This is a genomic window from Bacillus sp. FSL R5-0712, from assembly GCF_038593285.1.
Lineage (GTDB): Bacteria > Bacillota > Bacilli > Bacillales > Bacillaceae > Bacillus > Bacillus safensis.
Genome location: NZ_CP151981.1, coordinates 3,372,230 through 3,395,876 on the forward strand (window position 1 = coordinate 3,372,230; position 23,647 = coordinate 3,395,876).

Sequence of the window (23,647 nt, forward strand, 5' to 3'; positions counted from 1 at the left end):
CTATATTTCCTCCTAGCTGACAAGCTGCTTAATTTTGTATTCTTGAATTTTTTCGATTAACGGTTCAGCGGCACCATGGATATTGCCGACTCCATAAACCACTCGATTATGAAGCTTTTTCTCAAGCATATTCATAATTTCTTCTGTAGATTGATATTCAAGGTTGTGTAAGTGGTCAGCCGGAATTTTCCCTTCCTCATATGCCTTCACAATTGGATCAGTTGTTTCACCAATTAAGACAAGATCACTTGCTTCAATATATGGAAGTACATCCTCCGCAAACTGGATCGTTCTATCTACCCGATCTGCACGACAGTTCATAATAATAATCGGTTCATCTGTTGGATATCCAATTTCTTTCACACGCTTCCAAATGTTCAATGTAGATGCTGCGTCATTTGCCGCAAATCCATTTACAAAGTGTCCAGGTGTTTTCGCGTCCATTAATGGGAGAATTCTCATCGCTCCTGGATCAGGCGGCGCATTTAACATTCCTCTGAATGCCGTATCTTCATCAATCCCTAAAGCTTGGGCAACCCCAAGTGCCAGTGAAGCATTATCTGGGAAAACCATGTACTCAAATTTCCGCAAAAACTCATCAGAAATCTTGGAATTATCCGCAACAATGACTTCTGTGTTGCGTTTTTTCGCAATCTCTTTAAAGAAATCTGTATATTCACTATCCGTAATAACCAAGTGTCCATTGTAAGGAATTGTCGCTGTAAAGGCTTCTGCTATTTCATCAAGTGTCGGTCCCATAACGTCCATATGGTCTTCAAGAACGTTTACGATCACGCCAATATTTGCTTGAAGCAGCTCTTCCTGAAAGATAATTTGGTAATCTGGATTTACCGCCATACATTCACTGACGATGGCATTTGCTCCTCTTTCAACTGTTTCTCTCATAACTTCTTTCTGCTCTCCGATATTCGGTCCTTGCGGTTTCCTTTTAATCGGTTTCTCCTCTGGCGTATCCCAATAAATCATTCTTGCATCCGTTCCCGTTGTTTTACCGACAGTTTTATAACCTGCCTCCATTAAGATACCGGTTGTCAATCTTGTGACGGTAGACTTTCCGCGAATACCATTAATATTGACGCGCACCGGCAGGGCATCGATATTTTTCTGATGACGCTTCTTTTCAATAAAGCCAATCCCTAACATGATGACACAGGCTATAACGATTAACCACATCGCTATCTACATCTCCTTTTTTTATGAGTGTGATATGTAAATTCAATCAACAGTATATCTGTTCAGCATAAAATCACAATCGGTATTATGTAACATAATCTTTCACTTCCTCGTATGCCAAATTCCTCTAATCAGAAGGCTTTTTTGCCTACCCATCCTTTAAATGAAAAGGCCAAAAGGCGGACAAAAATCAATCTGAATTTCTGCTGAATTCATGAGAAAGCGTTACCATCAATGATCCGAAAATCTTTTGTCCTTTTCTCCCTAAATTTTTTGACAATTATTAAGATGTATTTTGAATCAATGTTTTAAAGCCCGCTCTTCTCTATAACATCAGTCATATCAGCGCTTTAAATGAATAGTGCGTGTTTTAGAATATTTTATATTTTTGAACGAACAGGTTAGAAAGTCATCCTCATTGGTCAGATTGCTATGTGTTGACCTATGACAAAGGTCACCTCTAAAAAAATCAAGTCATATGCTTATTTTTAGGTCACGAAAAATTGGGATAAGATGTAAATATTTGATCATTTCGGTGTACCTTCTCTTTACGATATTCGCACCTTATGACCTAAACAATGAAACATTATTCATTTGTTTTTATCAAGATTCATCATTTCTTAACATTTTTAATGTGAATTTAGTTGAAAGTTGTCAGCTTATGTCATGCTTTCCCCAATGAAGACGAATAAAATCCGCTTCTCCGCTTACACTATGGGTAAAAAATCTGTGAGAGGAGGCTAAAGATGCCAAACACCAATGAGCAGACACGCCTGCATTTTTTATCAGGCAGCTTCGAGGAAAAAATCCGTATCCTAAAAAAAACATTTCAGCAAAGCGGCGATTTTGAATACCGAGAGTTAATGGTGAATGAAACAAAATCTGTGCTGTTCTTTATTAAAACAAGAATAGATGAAGGCAAATTAAATGATTTCATTATCGGTAACTTGTTAGGCTCTCCTGGAAAGCAGAATTATATAAAGTCTCTTAGCACACTTGAAACAGGCGACTTGACGCTGATCACAGACAGTATTATTGCGGGAAGTATTGCCTTTCTTGATGAAAACTCCTCGCAAATCAAGCTGTTTGCTGTCGGACAGCCGCCGCTGCGCTCTATTACTGAACCGTCTTCTGAAAGTATTATCGCGGGTGCACATGACGGGTTTGTTGAAAGTCTTGATACCAATATCTACTTACTGCGTTCGCATTTAAATGATCGGAAGCTCGCCATTCAATATCATAAGGTCGGTACAAAATCGGAAACAAGGCTTGCAACGGTTTATATATCTGATATTGCCAATCAAGAAAAGGTCGAAGAAGTCAACAGACGGATTTCTTCTATTAAAGTAGACACACTGATAAGTCCCGGCTCTATCGTTGAGGCAATTGAGGAAGATTCATATTCTATTTTCCCGCAGCTGATTGATACAGAACGTCCGGACAAGGTAAGATCTGCGATTCTTGAAGGCAGAATAGTCGTACTCATGGATGGCAGTCCAATGGCCATCATTCTGCCTATCACGTTCTTTAGTTTTTTTCAGTCGCCGGATGATTATAACAGCCGCTGGATTCCTGCTACGTTTATTCGTATTCTTCGTTATCTTGCCTGCATCATCGCAGTCATATTGCCATCTTTTTATATTGCTGTTATTGCGTTTCATTATGAGGTTGTCCCAGATGAACTAGCTATTACGATGAAAAACTCTATTATTGGCATTCCCTTCCCTCCATTGATTGAGGCTATGCTGATGGAGATCACAATTGAACTTATACGTGAGGCTGGGGTGCGTCTGCCTAAACCGATCGGGCAGACCATTGGCATCGTAGGAGGTTTGGTTATTGGGGATGCGGTTGTACAAGCAGGACTTATTTCGAATGTCCAAGTGATTGTAGTCGCTGTGACGGCTGTAGCTTCATTTGTACTTCCGTCGTTTGAAATGACGTCCACCATCAGGATGCTTCGTTTCCCGCTCATGTTTATGGCATCGATGTTTGGATTTATTGGCATTTCATTTGGACTCGCCATTATGCTCATGAATTTATGCCGCCTAGAATCACTAGGGGTGCCATATTTATCACCTGTTGCTCCATTTAACTGGCAGGACTTAAAAGATACGGTGGTTCGACTCCCAATGTGGATGTACAAAAACCGCCCTGTTTATTTAAATCCGCAAAAGAACAAACAAATTGAACAACTGAGAGGGTGGAAAAAGAAAAATGAAAAATAAAATATCTCCACCTCAAGCTGTTTTTTTTATCATCCAATCTCAAATTGGTGTTGGTATTTTAGCGCTCCCCCACTTGCTGATGAAAGACATGGGACACGATGGCTGGATGGCAATAATTGTCGCGTGTTTTTTTATCCAGATCATCAATACCATTTTTCTTTATATCATCTACAAATATCCAGAAACGTCATTTTTCCAAGCGCTGATTGAGGTCTTTGGAAAATGGATTGGACGCACCTTGGTCGTGCTCTATACGGTATACTTTGCTTCGGTTTGCATTGTTGTCCTTTCTATATTCACAAGGATTCTTGGCATATGGGTGCTCCCGCTCACACCAAACTGGGTGATTAACCTATTACTGATGATATGCATTGTCTATATCGCAAAGGAGCAAATTACAGCCATTGTCAGGTTTAATTTTATCTTAACTCCCTTTTTGCTCATGCTCTCTCTATTGATGTTCTATTCATTGAAAGGAACCAATATTGATTACCTCCTGCCTTTTTTTCAAACGGATATCTCTCAATTTCAGCTTGGATTGAAGGACGTGGTACTGTCAATGAATGGATTCGAGATGATTTTGATCATCTCTCCACTGATGAAGGGCACCATTAAGCAACGATATAAAGTGATGACCATTTCAAATATATGCACGACGCTTTACTACCTATTTATTACATTAATTTGTTTTATGTTTTTCAGCCCGGCTGAGCTTGATGTCATCCCGAATCCTGTTTTGTATCTATTAAAAACCATTACATTCGGTGTCATTGAGCGGACAGATTTAATTTTCCTAAGCTTTTGGGTCTTTGTCATTTTAGCCACACTGAGTAATTATCTGTACTTTTGTGCAAATGGTGTGTCCAGTATGCTGAAGAAAAAAAATCACAAAAAATATGTCTACTATTTTGCCATTTTGATTTATGCTGCAAGCTGTTTTCTTTCAACTGATAACTTTAAAATTCAGCGCTTCAATGACTTTACCACCGCTGCACAATATTCATTTATATACACACTTCCGATCATGATGGCCGTTATCATCTTTATCAAACACCGCAAAAAGAAGGTGAAATCACATGCATCATAGGTACATATTGACACTGCTTATGTGTGTTTCCCTCATTTTCATGCCTGGCTGCTGGGATCAAAACCTATTAAAAGACATCTCTCTCGTATTAACTTCAGCTGTTGATCAAGGAGAGGATGACAATGCGAGATATTCGATTACCTATCGAAAGGTGCAGCAGTCTCAAAGTATGCAGCAAGGGAATTCAGGCAGCTATTTAACCACTGTTCTCACAACCGATGCGCCTACTTTAAGAAAAGCAAGAAGCAACTTTAGCCGGAGTGTAGACCAAAAAATTGATATGTCTAAAATGAGGGTCCTGCTGATCGGTGATGAATTTGCCCAAAACCGGCTGCTCCCTTACTTAGATATGTTTTATCGCGATCCCAAAAGCCCTTTGCTCGCAAACTTGGCAGTGGTGCAAGGCGGGAGTTGTGTGGACTTAATCAATTCTCTGCTCAAGGAAAAACTCATTGTGAGCGACTATTTAAACAACCTGATCACTTCTGCATCACGCTCCTCACAAGTTGCACCTAAGAACATTCAAAATATCCGGTCCAAAATGCTGCAAACCGGCGAGGATTTCACACTGCCATTACTCTACTACGATAAATCAAAAAAGTTAACGAGTGTAAGGGGGGTCGCCTTATTTGATAATGAGAAAATGAAAGGAGAACTTTATGCGCAAGATGCCATTCTGCTCACCATCATGGATGGAAAAATGGGCAGTTATGCAAACTTCACAAAAAAAGTAAGAAGTGATATGAAATCAAAAGAGAACAATTACATCAGCATTCAAGTTACCGATACAAAAAGAGACATTAAAATCGTCAATCCTGATCATCGAAACGTAACCTTCTCTCTTGAGTTTGAATTCAATACCTCTGTTATTGAATATCCGAAAGATAATTTAGATACAGACAAGAAAATTAAAATGCTAAATAAAAGGCTGTCAGCTATTTTGACTAAAGATGCCGAAAGAGTCATTGCGGCCCTGCAAGAAGCAAATTCTGACGTCCTAAGCCTTGGCAGAAAATATAGGGTAAAACACTATGATGAATATATGAAAATGAACTGGGTCACCGATTATCCGAAGGTGAAAATCATTCCAAAAGTGAAAGTGAACATTACACAAACAGGTATTATTAGTTAAGAAAAGGAAGAAGCCTTCTTTCTTTTCTTTTTTTATTTTTTTTAGATTGTCATTTCGATGCTTTCGTGATAATCTATGTGTGTAAACGGTTACACATTCATGAAGGGAGGCTCTCCATTGGCTACAATTAAAGATGTCGCAAAAGCTGCACAAGTGTCTGTTGCCACTGTTTCACGCGTGCTCAATGATACTGGATATGTTCATTCAGATACGAAAACCCGCGTGACGCAAGCGATGCAGGAGTTGAACTACTTTCCCAATGAAGTGGCTAGATCCCTTTTCAAAAGAGAATCACGCTTAATCGGCTTAATCTTGCCTGATATCACAAACCCCTTCTTTCCTCAGCTTGCTAGAGGCGTTGAGGATGAGATTCATGCGCACGGTTTTCGGTTATTATTCGGAAACAGTGATGAAGATCGAGAGAAAGAAATGGCATACTTGCAAACCTTTAAACAAAATCAAGTGGTCGGTGTCATCGCGGTCACAAATGAACCTGAGTCAGATATATACAATGATGATGATCTGCCTGTTGTGTTTTTAGATCGAACAGTTCCACATGCACCTTCTGTTTTTGCAGATGCTGCAGCTGGCGGGAAAATGGCGGCAATGGAATTAATCAGACGCGGCAGCCGGCAGATCACACTGTTAAAAGGACCTGCCCATCTGCAAACAGCGCGGCAGCGATTCAAAGGCGCACTCGATGTTCTCACGGAAACAGGTGTCGACTTTCATGTGATGTCTAATGCCTCCTTTTCCTTTCAAGAAGCCCGAAAAAGTGCCAAGGCCCTTTTCCAGCTGTACCCAGAAACAGATGGGATCATTGCCAGCAATGATATCGTCGCAACAGCGGTCATCCATGAAGCGCTTCGAATCGGAAAAGCGATTCCAGGAGACGTTCAAATCATTGGATTTGATGATATTCCGCAAAGTGAGCTGCTCTTCCCTTCCTTATCGACCATAAGGCAGCCCGCCTATGAGATGGGAAAAGAAGCGGCACAGCTGTTAATCAAAGCGATTCAGAAACAACCGATAGATCAACCAGTTATTCAAATGCCCGTCTCTTTTATTGAACGAGAGACCACAAGAAAGGTGGATTCACAATGAGTCATATTGTTGTAGTAGGAAGCTGTTCAATGGATTTAGTCGTCACTTCAGATAAACGGCCAAATGCCGGTGAAACGGTTTTAGGCGAATCGTTTAAAACGGTCCCAGGCGGGAAAGGTGCCAATCAGGCAGTCGCAAGCGCCAGACTCGGTGCAGATGTATATATGGTCGGCCGAGTTGGTGATGACGCTTATGGCCATGATATTCTCAGCAATTTACAAGCACAAGGTGTCCGTACCTCATATATGAAACCGGTTACCGAAATGGAGAGCGGCACAGCTCATATCATTTTAGCAGAAGGTGATAACAGCATTGTAGTGGTCAAAGGGGCAAATGACGAGGTTACTCCTGACTATGTAAGTACTGCTCTTTCTACAATTGATGATATTGGGATGGTTCTCATCCAGCAGGAAATACCTGAAGAAACGGTCGAAGCGGTCTGCGCCATTTGCAGTGAAAAAGAAATCCCTGTCATTTTAAACCCTGCACCAGCCCGTAAAGTATCGAAGCAGGTTTTAGATCAGGCTGCTTACATTACACCGAATGAACATGAAGCTGTTCTGATGTTTGATGGTCTGCCAATTGAAGATGTCTTGCGTCAATACCCCAACAAATTACTAGTCACAGAAGGTAAAAATGGGGTTCGATACTTTGATGGAACGAAAGACGTGTTGGTTCCAGGCGTTCCTGTCGAAGCAGTCGATACAACAGGAGCTGGCGATACCTTTAACGGAGCGTTGGCTGTCGCTCTAACAGAAGGCAAATCCCTCTATGACGCACTTGCCTTTGCCAACCTTGCAGCATCAATGTCCGTCACAAAGTTTGGCGCACAAGGCGGCATGCCAACAAGAGAAGAATTGGAGAAAAAGAAATGAAAAAAAACGGCATCCTAAACAGCCATATCGCCAAGGTGCTTGCTGACCTTGGCCACACAGATACAATCGTTATCGCAGACTGTGGTCTCCCTATCCCAGAAGGTCCAGTCAAAATCGACCTGGCGTTATCAATCGGCACACCATCCTTTCAGGAGGTCACCTCCCTCCTTCTTCAGGAAATGGCCGTTGAAAACATCACTGTAGCTAGTGAAATCAAAGAAGCCAATGAACGAGATCATTTATTTCTTAAGAAAGCGCTCTCAAAACCGTTACATGAAGTAGACCACGAGACGTTCAAAGACATGACCAAACAGGCAAAAGCAGTCATTCGAACGGGTGAAGCCACCCCATACGCAAACTGCATTCTTCATGCCGGTGTCATCTTTTAAAAGGAGGAGCCAGATATGAACATAGAGATGCATAACATCCATAAGGCTTTTGGAAAAAACACCGTTCTCTCCGGGGTCTCCTTTGACCTCGTCACAGGTGAAGTCCACGCACTCATGGGTGAAAATGGTGCGGGAAAATCAACTTTAATGAATCTGCTTACAGGTCTTTATTCTTTAGATAAAGGAACGATACAAATCGACGGAAAAGAAACCGCTTTCAAAAATCCGAAGGAAGCGGAGCAGCACGGCATCGCCTTCATTCATCAGGAGCTCAACATATGGCCGGATATGACCGTCTTGGAGAATCTATTCATCGGGAAAGAAATCTATACGAAACTCGGACTGCTAGATACTAAGAAAATGAAGACCCTCGCCCAAACGCAGCTGGACCGTTTGTCTGTGAATCTCTCACTTGAACAAGAGGCAGGCAGCTGTTCTGTTGGACAAAAACAGATGATTGAGATTGCAAAAGCATTAATGACCGATGCAAAGGTCATCATCATGGATGAGCCGACAGCAGCTCTTACGGAACGGGAAATCGAGAAGCTCTTCCAGGTCATTGAATCTCTCAAAAAAGAAGGCGTTTCCATAGTCTATATTTCTCACCGTATGGAGGAAATCTTTGCCATCTGTGACCGGATTACGATCATGCGTGATGGGAAAACGGTCGATACGAAAGCCATACCTGAAACGAATTTCCATGAAGTCGTCAAAAAAATGGTCGGCCGTGAATTGACAGATCGATATCCTGAGCGAACGCCTTCTACAGGAGACATTGTCCTTGAGGTGAAACAAGCAACGAGAAAAGGACAATTTCAAGATATCAGCTTCTCAGTTAAAGCTGGAGAAATCGTCGGTGTTGCAGGCTTAATGGGTGCTGGCCGGACTGAAATGATACGGTCGCTGTTTGGCCTTGACCCTCTTGATCAAGGAGAAATATGGGTTCATGGAAAAAAGGCTGTTATTAAAAAACCAAGTGATGCCGTCAAGCTCGGCATCGGCTTTATCACAGAGGATCGCAAGGATGAAGGATTGATGCTTGATGCATCCATCCGTGAAAACATCGGTCTGCCAAACTTAAAAAGCTTCTCTCCAAAGGGATTGATTGATAAGAAAACAGAACAGGATTTTGTCGACCTTCTCATCAAACGACTGACGATTAAAACGGCTTCCTCTGACATCTCTGCCCGAAGCTTGTCTGGGGGAAATCAGCAAAAAGTCGTCATTGCCAAATGGATCGGCATACAGCCGAAGGTCTTGATTTTAGATGAACCGACACGAGGAGTCGACGTCGGAGCGAAACGAGAAATCTATCAGTTAATGAATGAGCTGACCGATCGAGGCGTTGCCATTTTAATGGTCTCCTCTGAGCTCCCAGAGATACTCGGGATGAGCGACCGGGTGCTCGTCATTCATGAAGGAACCATCAGCGGAGAATTAGACAAAGCAGAAGCAACGCAGGAACGAATTATGACACTAGCTACAGGAGGGAAGTAACATGAAACCACTTACTTCAAATGGACGATTTGATCACATCATGCAAAAGCTTGGGCCATTCTTAGGACTCATCATCCTTGTCGCCATTGTTTCTATTTTAAACCCAGCCTTTTTAGAGCCATTAAACATCTTAAACTTACTGAGACAAATCTCCATTAATGCCCTCATTGCCTTTGGCATGACGTTTGTTATTTTAACTGGAGGTATTGATTTATCAGTCGGTGCTATTCTTGCACTGTCCAGTGCCCTGACTGCCGGCTTTATCGTTTCTGGCATGGATCCGATTTTAGCCATTATCGTCGGCTGTATCATCGGTGCCGTTCTTGGGATGATCAACGGTCTTTTAATCACAAAAGGCAAGATGGCTCCATTTATCGCAACGCTTGCCACAATGACAATTTTCAGAGGTTTGACACTCGTTTATACAGACGGAAACCCGATTACTGGGCTTGGCTCTAACTATGCCTTTCAGTTATTCGGCCGCGGATATTTCTTAGGCATTCCTGTTCCAGCGATTACGATGCTTCTCACCTTTATCGTACTTTGGGTGCTGCTTCATAAAACACCTTTCGGCAGAAGAACATATGCCATCGGCGGGAATGAAAAAGCGGCTCTCATCTCAGGAATCAAAGTACCACGCGTGAAAATTATGATCTATTCATTAGCAGGCTTCATGTCTGCCTTAGCAGGTGCGATCTTAACATCTCGCCTAAATTCAGCGCAGCCAACAGCTGGTACGTCCTATGAGCTTGATGCCATTGCTGCCGTCGTACTTGGCGGGACAAGCCTGTCCGGCGGAAGAGGACGAATTGTCGGCACACTCATCGGGGTGCTCATTATCGGTGTCCTGAACAATGGTATGAACTTACTTGGCGTTTCATCATTCTATCAATCTGTTGTGAAAGGGATTGTCATCTTGATTGCAGTCCTATTAGACAGAAAGAAATCTGCTTAAGGAGGCAGCCGCTATGAAAAAACATCTTATTCTCATCCTGACTCTTTCATTGTTCATGCTTTCTGCCTGCTCACTTGAACCGCCGGAGTGGGCCAAGTCATCAAAGGATGGCAAGAAAAAGGACATCAAAATTGGGCTGTCGATCTCGACGTTAAATAACCCATTCTTCGTTTCTCTGAAAAACGGTGTGACAAAAGAAGCGAAAAAGCTAGGCATTGAAGTCGTGATTGCAGATGCACAAAATGATTCAGCTAAACAAACAAGTGATGTTGAAGACCTTATTCAGCAAGGCGTCGACGCATTGCTCATCAACCCAGCGGATTCATCTGCCATATCAACCGCTGTCGAATCAGCAAACGCTTCAGATATACCTGTCATCACATTAGACCGCTCAGCCGAAAGTGGAAAAGTAGAAGCACTTGTCGCCTCAGATAACGTCAAAGGCGGTGAAATGGCAGCTAAATTTATCATCGACAAGGTTGGCAAAGGAGCAAAAGTCGCTGAATTAGAAGGCGTACCAGGCGCTTCCGCTACACGTGAGCGTGGAAAAGGATTCCATCAAATAGCGGATAAAGATCTAAAAGTGACAGCAAAACAAGCTGCCGACTTCGACCGGACAAAAGGACTGAATGTCATGGAAAACCTCCTTCAAGGAAACCCTGACATCAAAGCCGTTTTTGCCCACAATGATGAAATGGCACTTGGCGCACTAGAAGCGATTCAAAGCTCTGGGAAAGACATTCTTGTCGTTGGCTTTGATGGAAACGAAGATGCACTCAGCTCAATCAAAGCAGGAAAGCTCTCTGCAACAGTCGCGCAGCAGCCTGAGCTGATCGGTCAACTGGCAGTCGGTGCTGCAAACGACGTATTAAAAGGGAAAAAGGTACAAAAGAACATCGCAGCTCCACTCAAACTAGAACAGAAGAAATAAACAGAAAACCCCCGATTTCCCTCGGGGGTTTTCCTATTACTGTGGTCTTTTCAGCACAAATGACGTGCCTAAATGGGCATAATCATTACCTGCTAGGCGAGCAACTGGTTTCAGTTCATTAGTAGAAACATAGCCTTTTTCTGCATCATAAACACCCTCATCTAAATGTGCACATACAACCCGGCCAATGATATGATCAACTGTGATCTCCCCTTCATCATTTTGAAAGGTCAGATGTTTTTCCAGCTGACATTCAAAACGAATGCGCGCTTCCTTGATTCCCGGCACTGAAATGACATTACTCTCTACTTGATGAAGTCCGGTGCGATCCAGCTCACTCTCTTCCCGAGGCAATGTAGCAGCTGTTTCATTAATATCTTCTATCATGTCTTCATCACTCACATGGACGACAAACTCTTCCCTGTCAATGATATGCTGCGCAGTATCTTTCATCTGACCATCACGTCGTCCGATAGAAACCGCAATGAGCGGCGGGTGTCCGCTGATGACATTAAAGAAACTAAATGGTGCGGCATTGACAACATCTTCTTTAGACAGACTTGTAATAAACGCTATCGGTCTTGGAACGATAGAACCAGATAATAATTTATATGCCTCTTTTCGTGACAGCTGATCCATTTGCAATGTAATCAATTCAAGTACGCCTCCTTTTCATGTAACGACATCATACCATAACCCTTTCTCTATACCTCTTATTCCAGCTCGGTGCGATGCAGGATATGGTGGACCAGATGAAATAAAGCAGGATTATGATTTTCACGTCTATAGGAAATCGTCCATTCCGCCAGAAGCTGTTCATCCTCAATGGCCCGATATACAACATCCAGATTAAATAAACGCCGGGCTGATTTTGGAATCACTGCAATACCGATCCCTGCTGTGACGAGGCCAATGATCATTTGATATTCCGCCGCTTCCTGCACGATATTTGGAGAAAACCCGTACTTTTCACATAGCAGGACAAAGTGCTGATAAAGAGACGGCCATGATTCCTGTGATAAAGAAATAATCGGTTCATGACGGATATCTTCAATCGCGACCGTCTCTTTATTAGCCAATCGATGATTTTTTGGAATCGCAAAAATACATTCACTTTGCTTCATCAAACGACTGACTAGTTCTTCATGCGGCGGTGTAGGATGTAAAAAACCGATATCAATCTCACCATTTAAAAGTGCCTCTAGCTGCTGCGGAACAGAAAGCTGCTGCAGCTCAATACTGACAGAGGGATACAGCTCCCTGAATTCACGTACAACGGGCGGCAGAATATCATACGTCGCCGTTCCAACAAAACCTATGATGATTTTCCCCAGCTCTCCTCTTGCTGTATGACGGGCATGATCAACGGCTTTATCAAGCTGCTGCAGCACTCCCCGAACCTCATGTAAAAAGACCTTTCCAGCTGCTGTTAGCTCCACCACCCTCTTCGACCGGTGAAATAAAGGAAAACCCAATTCTTCCTCAAACTGCTTAATTTGCTGACTAAGTGGAGGCTGTGTCATATTCAACCGCGCGGCTGCTCTGCCAAAATGCAGCTCCTCCGCTACTGTGACAAAATACTGCAAATGTCTCAGTTCCATCCTTTCACTCCTCACACACTTATTCGTGAAACATATCAAAACCACGTTAAACATATATTGGAAAATTTATTTTATGAAATGTATAGTAAATCATATCATGAAAATATATTTTCATAAAAAATTTTACTTGCCGAAAGGAGTGCGGGGTAAATGAAATCTCAAGCACAACCCCTAACAAGACGAGGAGCAGAGTTGATTGTTGATACGCTGATTGCTCAAGGTGTGACCCATGTTTTTGCGATTCCAGGTGCAAAAATTGACGCTGTATTTGATGTATTAAAAGACAGAGGTCCAGAGCTTGTCCTATGCAGACACGAACAAAATGCAGCCTTTATGGCAGCTGCTGTCGGACGTTTAACCGGCAAACCAGGTGTTTGTCTCGTCACATCAGGTCCTGGTGCATCTAATTTAGCAACAGGTCTATTAACAGCCAATACAGAAGGTGATCCTGTTGTCGCAATCGCCGGAAACGTCAATCGTGCAGATCGTCTGAAACGAACACATCAATCACTCGACAATGCGGCATTATTCAAACCAGTCACAAAATATAGCGTTGAAGTACAAGACGTTCATAATATACCAGAAGCATTAACGAATGCTTTTCGCGCGGCACAAAAAGGGCAGGCTGGAGCAGCATTTATCAGCTTTCCACAAGATGTCGTGACAGAACACACCACACAAACACCAGTGTCTGCTCACCCTTCTCCAGAATTAGGTCCTGCACCAGATGCTCTCATCAGTTCGGCTATCGCCAAAATTCAAAATGCACACTTACCTATTGCGATTGTGGGAATGAAAGCTAGTCGTCCAGCTGCTGCAAATGCCACAAGAGCATTATTAAAAACACTTGGTATCCCATTTGTTGAAACGTATCAAGGAGCCGGCGTTCTCTCAAGAGAGCTCGAGTCTCAATATGTAGGCAGAATCGGCTTATTCCGTAATCAGCCGGGTGATCTTCTCATTGAACATGCAGATGTCCTTTTGACCATTGGCTTTGATCCAATTGAATATGATCCGAAGCATTGGAATCTTCAGCCGCAGCAGCGTCAGATCATCCATGTTGATGACATGCAGGCAGATATTGACCATTTTTATGAGCCAGCGCTTGAGCTTGTAGGCAATATTTCTGAAACCGTCAAACATCTAACGCATGACAGTGTCCCCCTTTCTCTAAGCAAAGAGAACATAGAATTCGTCACTGAATTACAGGAACTATTAAGCGACATCGAAAAGACACCAGAAAGAGAAAGTCATCGATCTCACCCTCTGGATGTCATTCATACATTGAGACGTCTGATTCCTGATGACACGAAGGTCACGTGTGATATCGGATCTCACGCGATTTGGATGTCCCGTCACTTCCGCGTCTATGAACCGAACTCATTCCTGGTGAGTAACGGCATGCAAACATTAGGCGTCGCATTACCATGGGCAATTGCGGCCTCTATCATGAATCCAGATGAAAAGATTATCTCGGTCTCAGGTGATGGCGGTTTTCTCTTCTCCGCAATGGAGCTAGAAACAGCAGTCCGAAAGAAAACAAACCTCGTTCACCTTGTTTGGAACGACAGCACATACGACATGGTCGCGTTCCAGCAGGAAATGAAATATGAGCGTACATCCTGCGTTGAATTCGGGCAGATCGATTTAGTGAAATATGCGGAAAGCTTTGGAGCAACTGGACTAAGGGTCAACTCACCTGAGGAGCTTTCAACCGTCCTTCAAAAGGGTATAAACATAGAAGGACCCGTGATTATTGATATTCCGATTGACTATCAAGACAACCCTGACCTCGCCAGTCAAAAATGGCCAGAAGTCTTTCGCAAAAAACATGCAATGAACGTTAGATAAGACTTCGATACATTACATTAAAGGAGTGAGCGGTTATGGGTATGATGCACCCAATGAATCAACAGAATGACACAAGACAGCATGACAAACAGCAAGAGGTCTATCAAGTATCGACAATGACCTCCCTGCTGGAAGCCGTATATGATGGAGATTTCTCCCTCGCACATATTCCTGAACACGGTGATTTTGGCATCGGTACATTCAATCAATTAGATGGAGAACTGATCGGCTTTGACGGCGCATTCTACCGGCTGCGCTCGGACGGAACAGCGACACCGGTCACCAATCAAGATTATTCACCATTCTGCTCTCTAGCATTCTTTGAAACAGATATCGTTCATCGAATTGATGCACCTATGACGTCCAAAGAACTTGAAGAAGAAATCGATCGCATTTTACCAAGTAAAAATATCTTTTATGCGGTCCGCATTGATGGATCATTCAAAAAGGTTCAAACACGTACGGTTGAAAAACAGGAAAAACCTTACGTTCCAATGGTAGAAGCAGTCAAGTCTCAGCCTATTTTCGACTTCGAGGATATTCAAGGTACGATCGCAGGCTTCCGTACACCGCAGTATGCACATGGCATTGCGGTGAGTGGATATCATCTTCATTTTATTGATGAAGATCGAAGTGTTGGCGGACACGTATTTGATTACACCGTTGATCAAGTCACCATCCGCATTTCTCAAAAACGCCATATGAATTTACACCTGCCAAATACGCAGGAATTCTTCCAAGCAGACATTGATCGTGCTGATCTTGCACAGCAAATTGCCAGTGCAGAAAGCAGCCCGGATCAATAAATGAAGACACCCCGATGATTCCGGGGTGTTTTTTTATGCATAAAGATAATTTCTTGCATACAATGTTTTCGTTTCGATAGCAAATGATAAATTATCCATTCTATTCGTAATAAAATATGATAGAATATCAACAGAAGAAAGGTGGTTATACGGTGTCAAAAGACTATAGCATTCCAAACCTAACATTAGACGAAAGAGATAAACAAATTTTATCCCTATTACACGAGGACGGGCGCATGTCTTATACAGATCTCGGCAAACAGGTCGGTCTGTCACGTGTTGCCGTACAAGCCCGCATTCAGCAGCTCGTTGAAGCAGGGGTCATTGAACGATTCACCGCTGTAATTAACCCCGCGAAGGTCGGCATTCATGTCTCTGTCTTCTTTAATGTAGAGGTAGAGCCGAAATTTTTAGAAGCGGTAGCCCTTCAGCTTGAAAAGGAAACGGCTGTCACAAGCCTTTACCACATGACAGGACCAAGCAAGCTGCATATGCATGGCATTTTTCAACATGAACAGGAAATGGAGACTTTCCTGACAAAAAAGCTATACCCGCTAGAAGGCGTTGTCAGTGTGGACTGCCAAATGCTCATTAAACGATACAAAAGCCGCATGGGCATGAAATTGTAGACAGGAGTTGAACCACTTGCAATCATATATCGAACTCATTATCGCTATGGTGCGAACCGGTATTCTCGGTTTTGGCGGAGGCCCTTCCGTCATACCGCTTATTCGCCATGAAGCGGTGGTGAAATACCAATGGATCAACGATGACGAATTCGGAGAAACACTCGCCATCGCCAATGCATTACCAGGCCCAATCGCAACGAAAATGTCAGCATACCTCGGCTATCGATTAAAGGGCGTATCTGGCGCAATTGTCGCCACAGCTGCTCATATTTTACCAACATGTCTCGCCATGGTAGCCCTTGTTACACTTGTCAGCGTTTTAAGCTCCTCACAAATCATTCAAAATATGATTGGCGCTGTGACCCCTGTCATTGCTGTTCTGTTAGGTATCATGGCATATGAGTTTGGACAAAAAGCGCTGAAAGGCTTCGGCATGATCTTCGGGATCGTTCTATTTCTTCTTGCCTTTATTGGGCTGCAAGTGCTGTCCATTCATCCAGGAATTATTGTCATGATCTTTTTACTTTATGGCGCCTTTCATTTTAAACTGAAAAATCGCTGGAATCGGCCAAATAAAGAGAAAGGAGTGTCTTCATGATGCTGATTCTCTTTTTATTCTGGGCATTCTTTTTATCCAATCTATTAGGATATGGCGGTGGCCCTGCATCCATCCCGCTCAATTATGAAGAAATCGTCAATCATTTTCATTGGATGACGAACGAAGGATTCTCCAATATGCTGGCTTTAGCCAATGCACTGCCGGGGCCAATCGCTACGAAGATTGCAGCATATGTCGGCTATGACGTCATGGGCTGGCCAGGCTTTATCGTGGCACTGCTTGCAACTGTCCTGCCGTCCGCTGTTGGGCTGATTTTATTGCTCAAGCTCATTAACCGCTTTCGTCAATCTCCCGTCGTAAAAGGCATGACCTTATCCGTTCAGCCTGTCATTGCGATGATGATGCTTTTATTAACATGGGAAATCGGCGGAGATGCAGTGAAAGCCATCGGCTGGACACAATCGCTCGCCATTGCTGCGATCTCCTTTTTCTTGATGACCAAATTCAAGCTGCACCCTGCTTTTCTGATTGTGGCTGCATTTTTATATGGCGGATTCATTCTGCCGCATTCATAAAAACCGATAACATTCACTGTTATCGGTTTTCTTTTACATATAAATTGGAGAAACTGATCTGCGCCCAATCGAATGATACTCGACCCCCGCTTGTTCTGCCGCTTCAAGTGTATGACAGTTTCTTCCATCGAAAATAAGCGGCCGCTTCATCCATTTCTTATAGGAAGCGAGTGGAAACGACTGAATATCCGCCCACTCTGTTAATAGACAGACCGCATCGGCATCCTTGATCGCTTCCTCAATCGTTTGAGCAAATAAGACTTGATCCGGCAGCTCGCGAGCTGCATGCCGGGCAGCAACAGGATCATATGCCACAAGCTCCGCACCTAATTGATGGAGCTCATGAGCGATCGGAATAGATGGCGCCTCCCTCATATCATCTGTATTCGGTTTAAAGGACAGACCAAGAAGCGCAATTCGCTTCCCTTCAAGAGCTGCCCCCAGCCGCTCCTGAATATTGCGGATAAAACCTGCTCGCTGCTCATTATTTACTTTGATGACAGCCTTTAACAGCTCAAAATCATGGGACACATGCCCTGCAATTTGGACAAGGGCATTTGTATCCTTTGGAAAACAAGAACCTCCATAGCCAATGCCCGCTCTGAGAAAGGAAGAACCGATCCGCTGATCAAGCCCCATTCCCTGCGCCACCCATTCAACATCAGCCCCTGTTTTTTCACAAATGGAGGCAATCTCATTCATAAAGCTGATTTTTGTCGCAAGAAATGCATTTGATGCGTACTTGATCATTTCAGCACTTTTACGGTCTGTTTTCACCAACGGAAGGTGGAAATCAGCATACATGTCCTCTAACTTGTCTAATACGGCTTTTGTTTCAGCTCCAATCACTAGCCGATCCGCCCTCAATGTATCTGAAATGGCAGAGCCTTCCCGTAAAAATTCTGGGTTAGATGCAATCGCTAATGGTTCCTTCCGTCCTAATTCTTGATGGATCAATTGATCGATTTGATCACCCGTTCCGACAGGCACCGTACTTTTCACCACAAGAATCGCCCCTGACTTTGCTTTTAAGCCCATCTCTTTTGCAGCCTGAAACACATACTGTAAGTCAGCTTGGCCATCTGCCTGCTGCGGGGTGCCGACTGCAATCATTAACACATCAGCCCGCGGGTAGACTTCCGCTCCATTTATGTGAAAATGAATTCGTCCCTGCTCAAGGTTGCGTTTCAATAACTCTTTTAACCCGGGCTCATACATTGGGGGGGTTCCCTGTTTCAGCTGCATGACCTTTCGGCGGTCAATATCAATACACGCCACATCATGACCTGCCTCCGCTAAACACACACCTGTCACAAGCCCCACATACCCACAGCCTGCAATTGCAATATTCATGACACCATCAGCTCCCCATACTCCTTATGCTTGTAATGACATCGTATGCCGGGAGCTTTCATTCCATTCTTAAAAGCATACAAAAACCCCCTGCCATCACTAGCAGGGGGTTACTTTTATGAAACAAGACCATTTCGAATATGAGCAATCAGATTTTCAAGCATTTCTTTTGTTGTGACATCATTTGAATTTTCACCAATATCATGAGCGTACATCAAAATCTTTAAAAATTCTTCTTGATTTAAACCCTTATTATCCATGTCTGTATCCTTTCGATTCCACTAATTTCATTATTATATGCTGTAAGGTTGGTTTATGCAATACTCTATTACATCATTCGACAGCTTTTGAAATTTATGACCATTTTCATGAAAAACTTTTTTATAAATCCCCATTGAGCTATAATAAAAGAATTGGAATCTTTTACTTGGTTAGGAGCGGATCAAATGCTTCAGCACAACATCAACGAAGAAGAAATCAAACAAACAGCCGAACAGATCAAAGAACTTCTTCCTGCAACAGATGAAAACAAACAACTCATCAAAAAAGCATTGATTACTTATAGACAGGACAGCGTATATCGGCTCAAGCAAGAGTCTGATACCGAATGGTCAGCTTATGTACATGACGTCGTGGCAGCAAAGGTCCACCTTCATGTGCTGTTTCCAGTGAGAAGCAGCTGTTCATGTCCAGCAGATGGACTTTGCAAACACATTCTCGCTGTCTTCTTTTCGCTATACGCTCAAGTAGAGAGTGTGACCGGATTTACAGAAAATTGGTCAGAGAAGGATGAATTACAGCGCAGCAAAGAACTGATTCGCCAGCACTTCCAAGTGAAGCGCCCAGACGAACAATCACTCCAAAGCTGGCTGACTTTTTTCCAAGAGGAATTTAACCTCTGGCTGAAACGGACACCGAAGCACCAGCAAACACCGCAGCATTTATATTACGGCTATTTATCGATCCTAAAAAAACACGCACCTGCTTCACCTGAATTCAAGAGCTTGTATGCGATTCATACGTCGATCGATGTATGGCTGAGGCTTCATGAACTCGTCGACCTCGGCCGGCTTGATGCCGAAAAAGACTTTTATTCCATGAATCCCTATGTAGAACAGCTCATGAACACCATTTTCGATTCAGTGGATCATTTGAAGACATACGCCCTTTCCTTTTCCCTCGATCCGTTTCTTGAAAACACACCAACTGCCGTTCGCACACTTCTTCAAATCAATGGACCTTTCCAGCATGAACGAGTAGCGGTCTTTATGGAGATTTGGGGCACCATATTAAATAGAGGGAAATGGGTCAAAAAAGAAACAGAATTACTAAAGAACGCCCAGAAGAAAGAACAAACGGTTGAACGTATCATCGGGCTGATGCACATGGATTATTTACTGAAAGAAGACGACAGCCTCTTTCAGCAATTACAGCTGCTCAATGCGGATATGCTGCCAAATGTGCTCAATTGGCTGAAGGATCTCACAAACCGAAAGGACTGGAAGCGGCTCAAGCTCTGGTATCATGAAATCACCTATATATTAGAGGAATATTGCCAGCTCGACCTTTCCTACAGAGAACTGCGGGGAGCTGTCAGTGATTTCTTCTTTTATTTAGATGCATACTTTAAGCAGACGAAGGATCATCATTTATATGAACGTTATCTCCAAATCTGTATGCCCTATGCGTTTACAGAATACAGTCAGCTCTTGTATGCACAGCAGCGTTATGCGGAATGGATTGAGATTCACAGCCTTGTTGGTTTCTCCATTAGTGAACTGGAGAAGGATTTGATCAAACAGATTGCAAAAGAGGAGCCAGAAGCCCTCATTCCATCGTACCACCGTGAAATCTCACTGCTTCTCGATCAAAAGAATCGAAGTGCTTATCGAGAGTCTGTGAAGATGCTGAAAAAACTGCGCACGCTTTATCATAAAACGAAAAAAACCGCGATCTGGGAAAGGTATGTAAAGCAGCTGCAAGATTCAACAAAACGGCTGCGTGCGTTCCAAGAGGAAATGAAGAAAGGAAAATTGATTGATGACACGCCATAAACAAATTGTCATTCATGCAGAACAAACTGAAGATTTCTCTTTCACCATTTCAGCGCAAGCAGAGGACGGACACCCTGTTCCGCTTAATGAAATGAAGAGGCAGCTTTTCCAATGGCACGAATCTTCTTTCTACGGAACATTTTTAGAAGATGTCAGCTTTATTGGCACTCCTGCCTTTCTGTTAAGCCCTTGGATGACCGTTGAATTGCTAGGAAAAAATTCATTTAATACGTTTAGTCATGTGACATTAACGGATGAAACGGAACCACTGATGAAGACAGCCTCCACCATTTACGAATTCATCGAGGACGAAGATTACGTTCCCGATTACGAGGCGTGGACAAAAGGCGAACTTCGATTTAAAGACAAAGAAGGCCTATTAGATGGCTATACGGCTGATTGGTTCTCCTTTGCTGTACAGGATTACATTCAGTATGATGATGCCTTGCAGCACAAATGGAACCGTATGACTGCACAATCGCCTGCGCTCTCATCCTTCCAAGGACATTTTTTAGATGAGCAGGATTTCCTGGAGACGATTGGCTGGATTGATGACGAGACGCCGTTCACTGTCGGCTTGCGCTTAAACGAGCCTGATTTTGACGGTGATGATTGGAAAATCGAATTGTTTTTACGTGATAAGAAAAACAGCGACCTTCACTTTTTTGAAGGCATTCGTTCATTGAAAAGGTCTTGGCATCCGTATCAAGATAAAATTTCAAGAGAGCTGGAACGATTCAGTCAAATCGTCCCTTGGCTTTCTTTCACATCTGGCACCACACTTATGTCAGAAGAAGAAGCATGGCTCTTCCTATCTGAAGCAAGTGAAACACTTGTCAATATGGGCATTGAGATTCTGCTCCCATCATGGTGGCAAATTGTTAAAGACAGCACGATGATGTTAAAAGCAAGGATTTCTTCTACACCGCGAGGCGAATCGCATGTCGGAATGGACGCATTAATGGACTTTAATTGGCGCTTTGCTACAAACGGCATTGAACTGACAGAAGATGAGTTCAACGAGCTTGTCCAAAGCAAACGGCGCCTTGTCAACATTCGAGGACAATGGATCAAAATAGACCCGACCTTCATTCAGCAAATGAAAAAGTGGATGGAGCGTGCCGAAAATGAAGGGCTTCACATGTCTGATATTTTGTCACGCGAACTGGCAGATCAAGAAGCTTCCTCTGAATCGATTCCAGAACTACTAGACAGTTCAGCATTTGCCCATATTCAATTTGAACTTTCATCGCAATTAAGAGGGCTTGTCCACTCATTAAATGATTCGCACGAGCTGCCTTCTTACGAAATGAGTGAGTCCTTCAAAGGCACACTGCGTCCGTATCAGCAGCATGGCGTGAATTGGCTTTTATTTTTAAGATCTCATGGATTTGGGGCTTGTTTAGCAGATGATATGGGACTTGGAAAAACGATTCAAATGATCGCGTATTTCACGTATTTGAAGGAGCAGGAGCAAAATGCCGCTCCATCTCTCATCATTGCGCCGACCTCTGTTTTAGGAAACTGGCAGCGAGAGCTCGAAACATTCGCACCACATTTGAAGGTTGCCCTGCATTATGGCCCATCGCGTCCACAGGGAGAGGACTTCACAAAAGCATACGAGTCAACAGATATTGTTCTAACGTCTTATGGACTCTCACATTCTGATCGTGATGAATTAACGGCAGCAAAGTGGAATACCATTTGCTTAGACGAAGCCCAAAACATCAAGAACGCCCATACGAAACAATCGAGAGCGATTAGACAGCTCAAAGGACAACATCACATTGCCCTCAGCGGGACACCAATGGAAAACCGTTTGACAGAGCTTTGGTCCATATTCGACTTCGTCAACAAAGGATATCTCGGCAGCCTGACCAGCTTCCATAAAAAGTTCGTCCTTCCGATTGAAAAAGACCGTGAAGAAAAAAGAATTGAACAGCTCCAGCAGCTGATCAAACCATTTTTATTAAGACGAACAAAACAAGATGAAGAGGTTGCCCTAAACCTGCCTGAAAAACTCGAAGAAAAAGAATTCATTCCGCTCTCAGCTGAGCAGGCGTCTTTATATGAACAGCTCGTGAAGGATACATTTGAACACATGGCATCATTAACAGGGATGCAGCGAAAAGCCATTATTTTAAGTATGCTTGGCAGACTCAAACAGATTTGCGATCACCCTGCGCTCTATTTAAAAGAGAGCGGAACAGATGTGAAACTGCTGAAACGCTCGTTAAAAATGGATAAACTCGCAGAGCTGTTAAAAGCGATACATGAGCAAGGAGAAAGCTGCCTCATATTTACGCAGTATATTGAAATGGGCAACATGATCAAGCAACTGGCAGAAAAGATGTTTGGAGAACCGGTCCAATTTTTAAATGGCAGCCTCTCAAAACAGGAGCGGGACAAAATGGTGGACCGCTTCCAGAAGAAAGAATTCAACATCTTAATTCTCTCTTTAAAAGCAGGAGGAACAGGACTCAACCTAACCGCCGCAAATCATGTCATTCACTACGATAGATGGTGGAATCCTGCTGTGGAGAATCAAGCGACAGACCGAGCTTATCGGATTGGACAAAAACGATTTGTTCACGTCCATAAGATGATCACAACGGGCACAATCGAGGAAAAAATCGATCAAATGCTCGAAACAAAACAAACATTAAATGATCAAATTATCCAAAGTGAAAGCTGGATTACAGAGCTATCGACAAACGAACTAGAAGATTTATTTACCTTAAGTGCCGCCGCTCAATCATCTTAATCACAGCAAAAAGAGGACTTTTCTCAAACTTAATGAAAAGTCCTCTTTTTTCATTTCATATAA

Annotated in this window: 21 protein-coding genes; 16 read left to right on the plus strand and 5 right to left on the minus strand. The window is 43.1% G+C overall.

The window, feature by feature from the left end; all coding sequences use genetic code 11:
• Positions 1-12: 12 nt before the first annotated feature.
• On the minus strand, positions 13-1,194 hold the full coding sequence (gene pgsB, locus NSU11_RS17395; protein WP_024423670.1) for a poly-gamma-glutamate synthase PgsB: 1,182 nt from the start codon (positions 1,192-1,194) through the stop codon (positions 13-15).
• Positions 1,195-1,940: 746 nt separating this feature from the next.
• Here pgsB and NSU11_RS17400 point away from each other — a divergent pair.
• The 9 genes from NSU11_RS17400 (at position 1,941) to rbsB (ending at position 11,392) form a co-directional block, all read left to right on the plus strand.
• A complete protein-coding gene (locus tag NSU11_RS17400) occupies positions 1,941-3,422 on the plus strand; it encodes a spore germination protein (RefSeq protein WP_135031358.1) in 1,482 nt (493 codons plus the stop codon).
• A complete protein-coding gene (locus NSU11_RS17405; RefSeq protein WP_268415698.1) occupies positions 3,412-4,509 on the plus strand; it encodes a GerAB/ArcD/ProY family transporter in 1,098 nt (365 codons plus the stop codon). Before NSU11_RS17400 ends, NSU11_RS17405 begins: the two co-directional genes overlap by 11 nt.
• A complete protein-coding gene (locus tag NSU11_RS17410) occupies positions 4,499-5,641 on the plus strand; it encodes a Ger(x)C family spore germination protein (RefSeq protein WP_024423673.1) in 1,143 nt (380 codons plus the stop codon). Before NSU11_RS17405 ends, NSU11_RS17410 begins: the two co-directional genes overlap by 11 nt.
• A gap of 117 nt (positions 5,642-5,758) precedes the next feature.
• Complete coding sequence (locus tag NSU11_RS17415; RefSeq protein ID WP_024423674.1) at positions 5,759-6,745, plus strand: LacI family DNA-binding transcriptional regulator; 987 nt, start codon at positions 5,759-5,761, stop codon at positions 6,743-6,745.
• Complete coding sequence (rbsK, locus tag NSU11_RS17420) at positions 6,742-7,620, plus strand: ribokinase (RefSeq protein WP_056765606.1); 879 nt, start codon at positions 6,742-6,744, stop codon at positions 7,618-7,620. The genes NSU11_RS17415 and rbsK overlap by 4 nt, the downstream gene beginning before the upstream one ends.
• Entirely contained in the window at positions 7,617-8,009 is a 393-nt protein-coding gene (rbsD, locus tag NSU11_RS17425) for a D-ribose pyranase (RefSeq protein ID WP_025093920.1), read from the plus strand. The genes rbsK and rbsD overlap by 4 nt, the downstream gene beginning before the upstream one ends.
• 15 nt (positions 8,010-8,024) lie before the next feature.
• A complete protein-coding gene (locus tag NSU11_RS17430) occupies positions 8,025-9,506 on the plus strand; it encodes a sugar ABC transporter ATP-binding protein (RefSeq protein ID WP_044333349.1) in 1,482 nt (493 codons plus the stop codon).
• Position 9,507: 1 nt separating this feature from the next.
• On the plus strand, positions 9,508-10,461 hold the full coding sequence (rbsC, locus tag NSU11_RS17435) for a ribose ABC transporter permease RbsC (protein WP_024423678.1): 954 nt from the start codon (positions 9,508-9,510) through the stop codon (positions 10,459-10,461).
• 13 nt (positions 10,462-10,474) lie between these two features.
• Positions 10,475-11,392 carry a ribose ABC transporter substrate-binding protein RbsB gene (gene rbsB, locus NSU11_RS17440; protein ID WP_044333350.1) on the plus strand — a complete coding sequence of 306 codons (918 nt, stop codon included), beginning with the start codon at positions 10,475-10,477 and terminating at the stop codon, positions 11,390-11,392.
• Between the two features lie 36 nt (positions 11,393-11,428).
• Here rbsB and NSU11_RS17445 read toward each other — a convergent pair whose 3' ends face one another.
• Both NSU11_RS17445 and alsR read right to left on the minus strand, forming a co-directional pair.
• Positions 11,429-12,046 carry a flavin reductase family protein gene (locus tag NSU11_RS17445; protein WP_341319646.1) on the minus strand — a complete coding sequence of 206 codons (618 nt, stop codon included), beginning with the start codon at positions 12,044-12,046 and terminating at the stop codon, positions 11,429-11,431.
• A gap of 59 nt (positions 12,047-12,105) precedes the next feature.
• Complete coding sequence (alsR, locus tag NSU11_RS17450; protein ID WP_024423681.1) at positions 12,106-12,993, minus strand: acetoin biosynthesis transcriptional regulator AlsR; 888 nt, start codon at positions 12,991-12,993, stop codon at positions 12,106-12,108.
• Positions 12,994-13,143: 150 nt separating this feature from the next.
• On the opposite strand from alsR, the gene alsS reads away from it, so the two are divergent.
• The 5 genes from alsS (at position 13,144) to NSU11_RS17475 (ending at position 17,413) form a co-directional block, all read left to right on the plus strand.
• Positions 13,144-14,844 (plus strand): acetolactate synthase AlsS, encoded by a 1,701-nt coding sequence (alsS, locus tag NSU11_RS17455; RefSeq protein WP_342493694.1) that lies wholly within the window; start codon positions 13,144-13,146, stop codon positions 14,842-14,844.
• 35 nt (positions 14,845-14,879) lie between these two features.
• Positions 14,880-15,650: an acetolactate decarboxylase gene (gene budA / locus NSU11_RS17460; RefSeq protein WP_024423683.1), complete on the plus strand. Its 771-nt coding sequence runs from the start codon at positions 14,880-14,882 to the stop codon at positions 15,648-15,650.
• Positions 15,651-15,802: 152 nt separating this feature from the next.
• Positions 15,803-16,279, plus strand: coding sequence for an Lrp/AsnC family transcriptional regulator (locus tag NSU11_RS17465; protein ID WP_024423684.1), 477 nt, complete (start codon positions 15,803-15,805; stop codon positions 16,277-16,279).
• Between the two features lie 16 nt (positions 16,280-16,295).
• A complete protein-coding gene (locus NSU11_RS17470; protein WP_081372104.1) occupies positions 16,296-16,877 on the plus strand; it encodes a chromate transporter in 582 nt (193 codons plus the stop codon).
• Complete coding sequence (locus NSU11_RS17475; RefSeq protein ID WP_034624488.1) at positions 16,877-17,413, plus strand: chromate transporter; 537 nt, start codon at positions 16,877-16,879, stop codon at positions 17,411-17,413. Before NSU11_RS17470 ends, NSU11_RS17475 begins: the two co-directional genes overlap by 1 nt.
• Positions 17,414-17,446: 33 nt before the next feature.
• On the opposite strand, the gene NSU11_RS17480 is transcribed toward NSU11_RS17475, so the two are convergent.
• Both NSU11_RS17480 and NSU11_RS17485 read right to left on the minus strand, forming a co-directional pair.
• Positions 17,447-18,766 carry a UDP-glucose/GDP-mannose dehydrogenase family protein gene (locus NSU11_RS17480; protein WP_342493695.1) on the minus strand — a complete coding sequence of 440 codons (1,320 nt, stop codon included), beginning with the start codon at positions 18,764-18,766 and terminating at the stop codon, positions 17,447-17,449.
• Positions 18,767-18,882: 116 nt separating this feature from the next.
• Positions 18,883-19,026: a hypothetical protein gene (locus NSU11_RS17485; RefSeq protein WP_003214884.1), complete on the minus strand. Its 144-nt coding sequence runs from the start codon at positions 19,024-19,026 to the stop codon at positions 18,883-18,885.
• Between the two features lie 186 nt (positions 19,027-19,212).
• Here NSU11_RS17485 and NSU11_RS17490 point away from each other — a divergent pair, with 186 nt between their 5' ends.
• Positions 19,213-20,820 (plus strand): SWIM zinc finger family protein, encoded by a 1,608-nt coding sequence (locus NSU11_RS17490; RefSeq protein WP_342493696.1) that lies wholly within the window; start codon positions 19,213-19,215, stop codon positions 20,818-20,820.
• On the plus strand, positions 20,807-23,584 hold the full coding sequence (locus NSU11_RS17495) for a DEAD/DEAH box helicase (RefSeq protein ID WP_024423688.1): 2,778 nt from the start codon (positions 20,807-20,809) through the stop codon (positions 23,582-23,584). Before NSU11_RS17490 ends, NSU11_RS17495 begins: the two co-directional genes overlap by 14 nt.
• Positions 23,585-23,647 lie beyond the last annotated feature (63 nt).

Coding starts and splice junctions, on each gene's coding strand:
- pgsB (WP_024423670.1), bottom strand. CDS start 1,194: ATGTGGTTAATCGTTATAGCCTGTGTCATCATGTTAGGGATTGGCTTT.
- NSU11_RS17400 (WP_135031358.1), top strand. CDS start 1,941: ATGCCAAACACCAATGAGCAGACACGCCTGCATTTTTTATCAGGCAGC.
- NSU11_RS17405 (WP_268415698.1), top strand. CDS start 3,412: ATGAAAAATAAAATATCTCCACCTCAAGCTGTTTTTTTTATCATCCAA.
- NSU11_RS17410 (WP_024423673.1), top strand. CDS start 4,499: ATGCATCATAGGTACATATTGACACTGCTTATGTGTGTTTCCCTCATT.
- rbsK (WP_056765606.1), top strand. CDS start 6,742: ATGAGTCATATTGTTGTAGTAGGAAGCTGTTCAATGGATTTAGTCGTC.
- rbsD (WP_025093920.1), top strand. CDS start 7,617: ATGAAAAAAAACGGCATCCTAAACAGCCATATCGCCAAGGTGCTTGCT.
- NSU11_RS17430 (WP_044333349.1), top strand. CDS start 8,025: ATGAACATAGAGATGCATAACATCCATAAGGCTTTTGGAAAAAACACC.
- rbsC (WP_024423678.1), top strand. CDS start 9,508: ATGAAACCACTTACTTCAAATGGACGATTTGATCACATCATGCAAAAG.
- rbsB (WP_044333350.1), top strand. CDS start 10,475: ATGAAAAAACATCTTATTCTCATCCTGACTCTTTCATTGTTCATGCTT.
- alsR (WP_024423681.1), bottom strand. CDS start 12,993: ATGGAACTGAGACATTTGCAGTATTTTGTCACAGTAGCGGAGGAGCTG.
- alsS (WP_342493694.1), top strand. CDS start 13,144: ATGAAATCTCAAGCACAACCCCTAACAAGACGAGGAGCAGAGTTGATT.
- budA (WP_024423683.1), top strand. CDS start 14,880: ATGGGTATGATGCACCCAATGAATCAACAGAATGACACAAGACAGCAT.
- NSU11_RS17475 (WP_034624488.1), top strand. CDS start 16,877: ATGCTGATTCTCTTTTTATTCTGGGCATTCTTTTTATCCAATCTATTA.
- NSU11_RS17480 (WP_342493695.1), bottom strand. CDS start 18,766: ATGAATATTGCAATTGCAGGCTGTGGGTATGTGGGGCTTGTGACAGGT.
- NSU11_RS17485 (WP_003214884.1), bottom strand. CDS start 19,026: ATGGATAATAAGGGTTTAAATCAAGAAGAATTTTTAAAGATTTTGATG.
- NSU11_RS17490 (WP_342493696.1), top strand. CDS start 19,213: ATGCTTCAGCACAACATCAACGAAGAAGAAATCAAACAAACAGCCGAA.
- NSU11_RS17495 (WP_024423688.1), top strand. CDS start 20,807: ATGACACGCCATAAACAAATTGTCATTCATGCAGAACAAACTGAAGAT.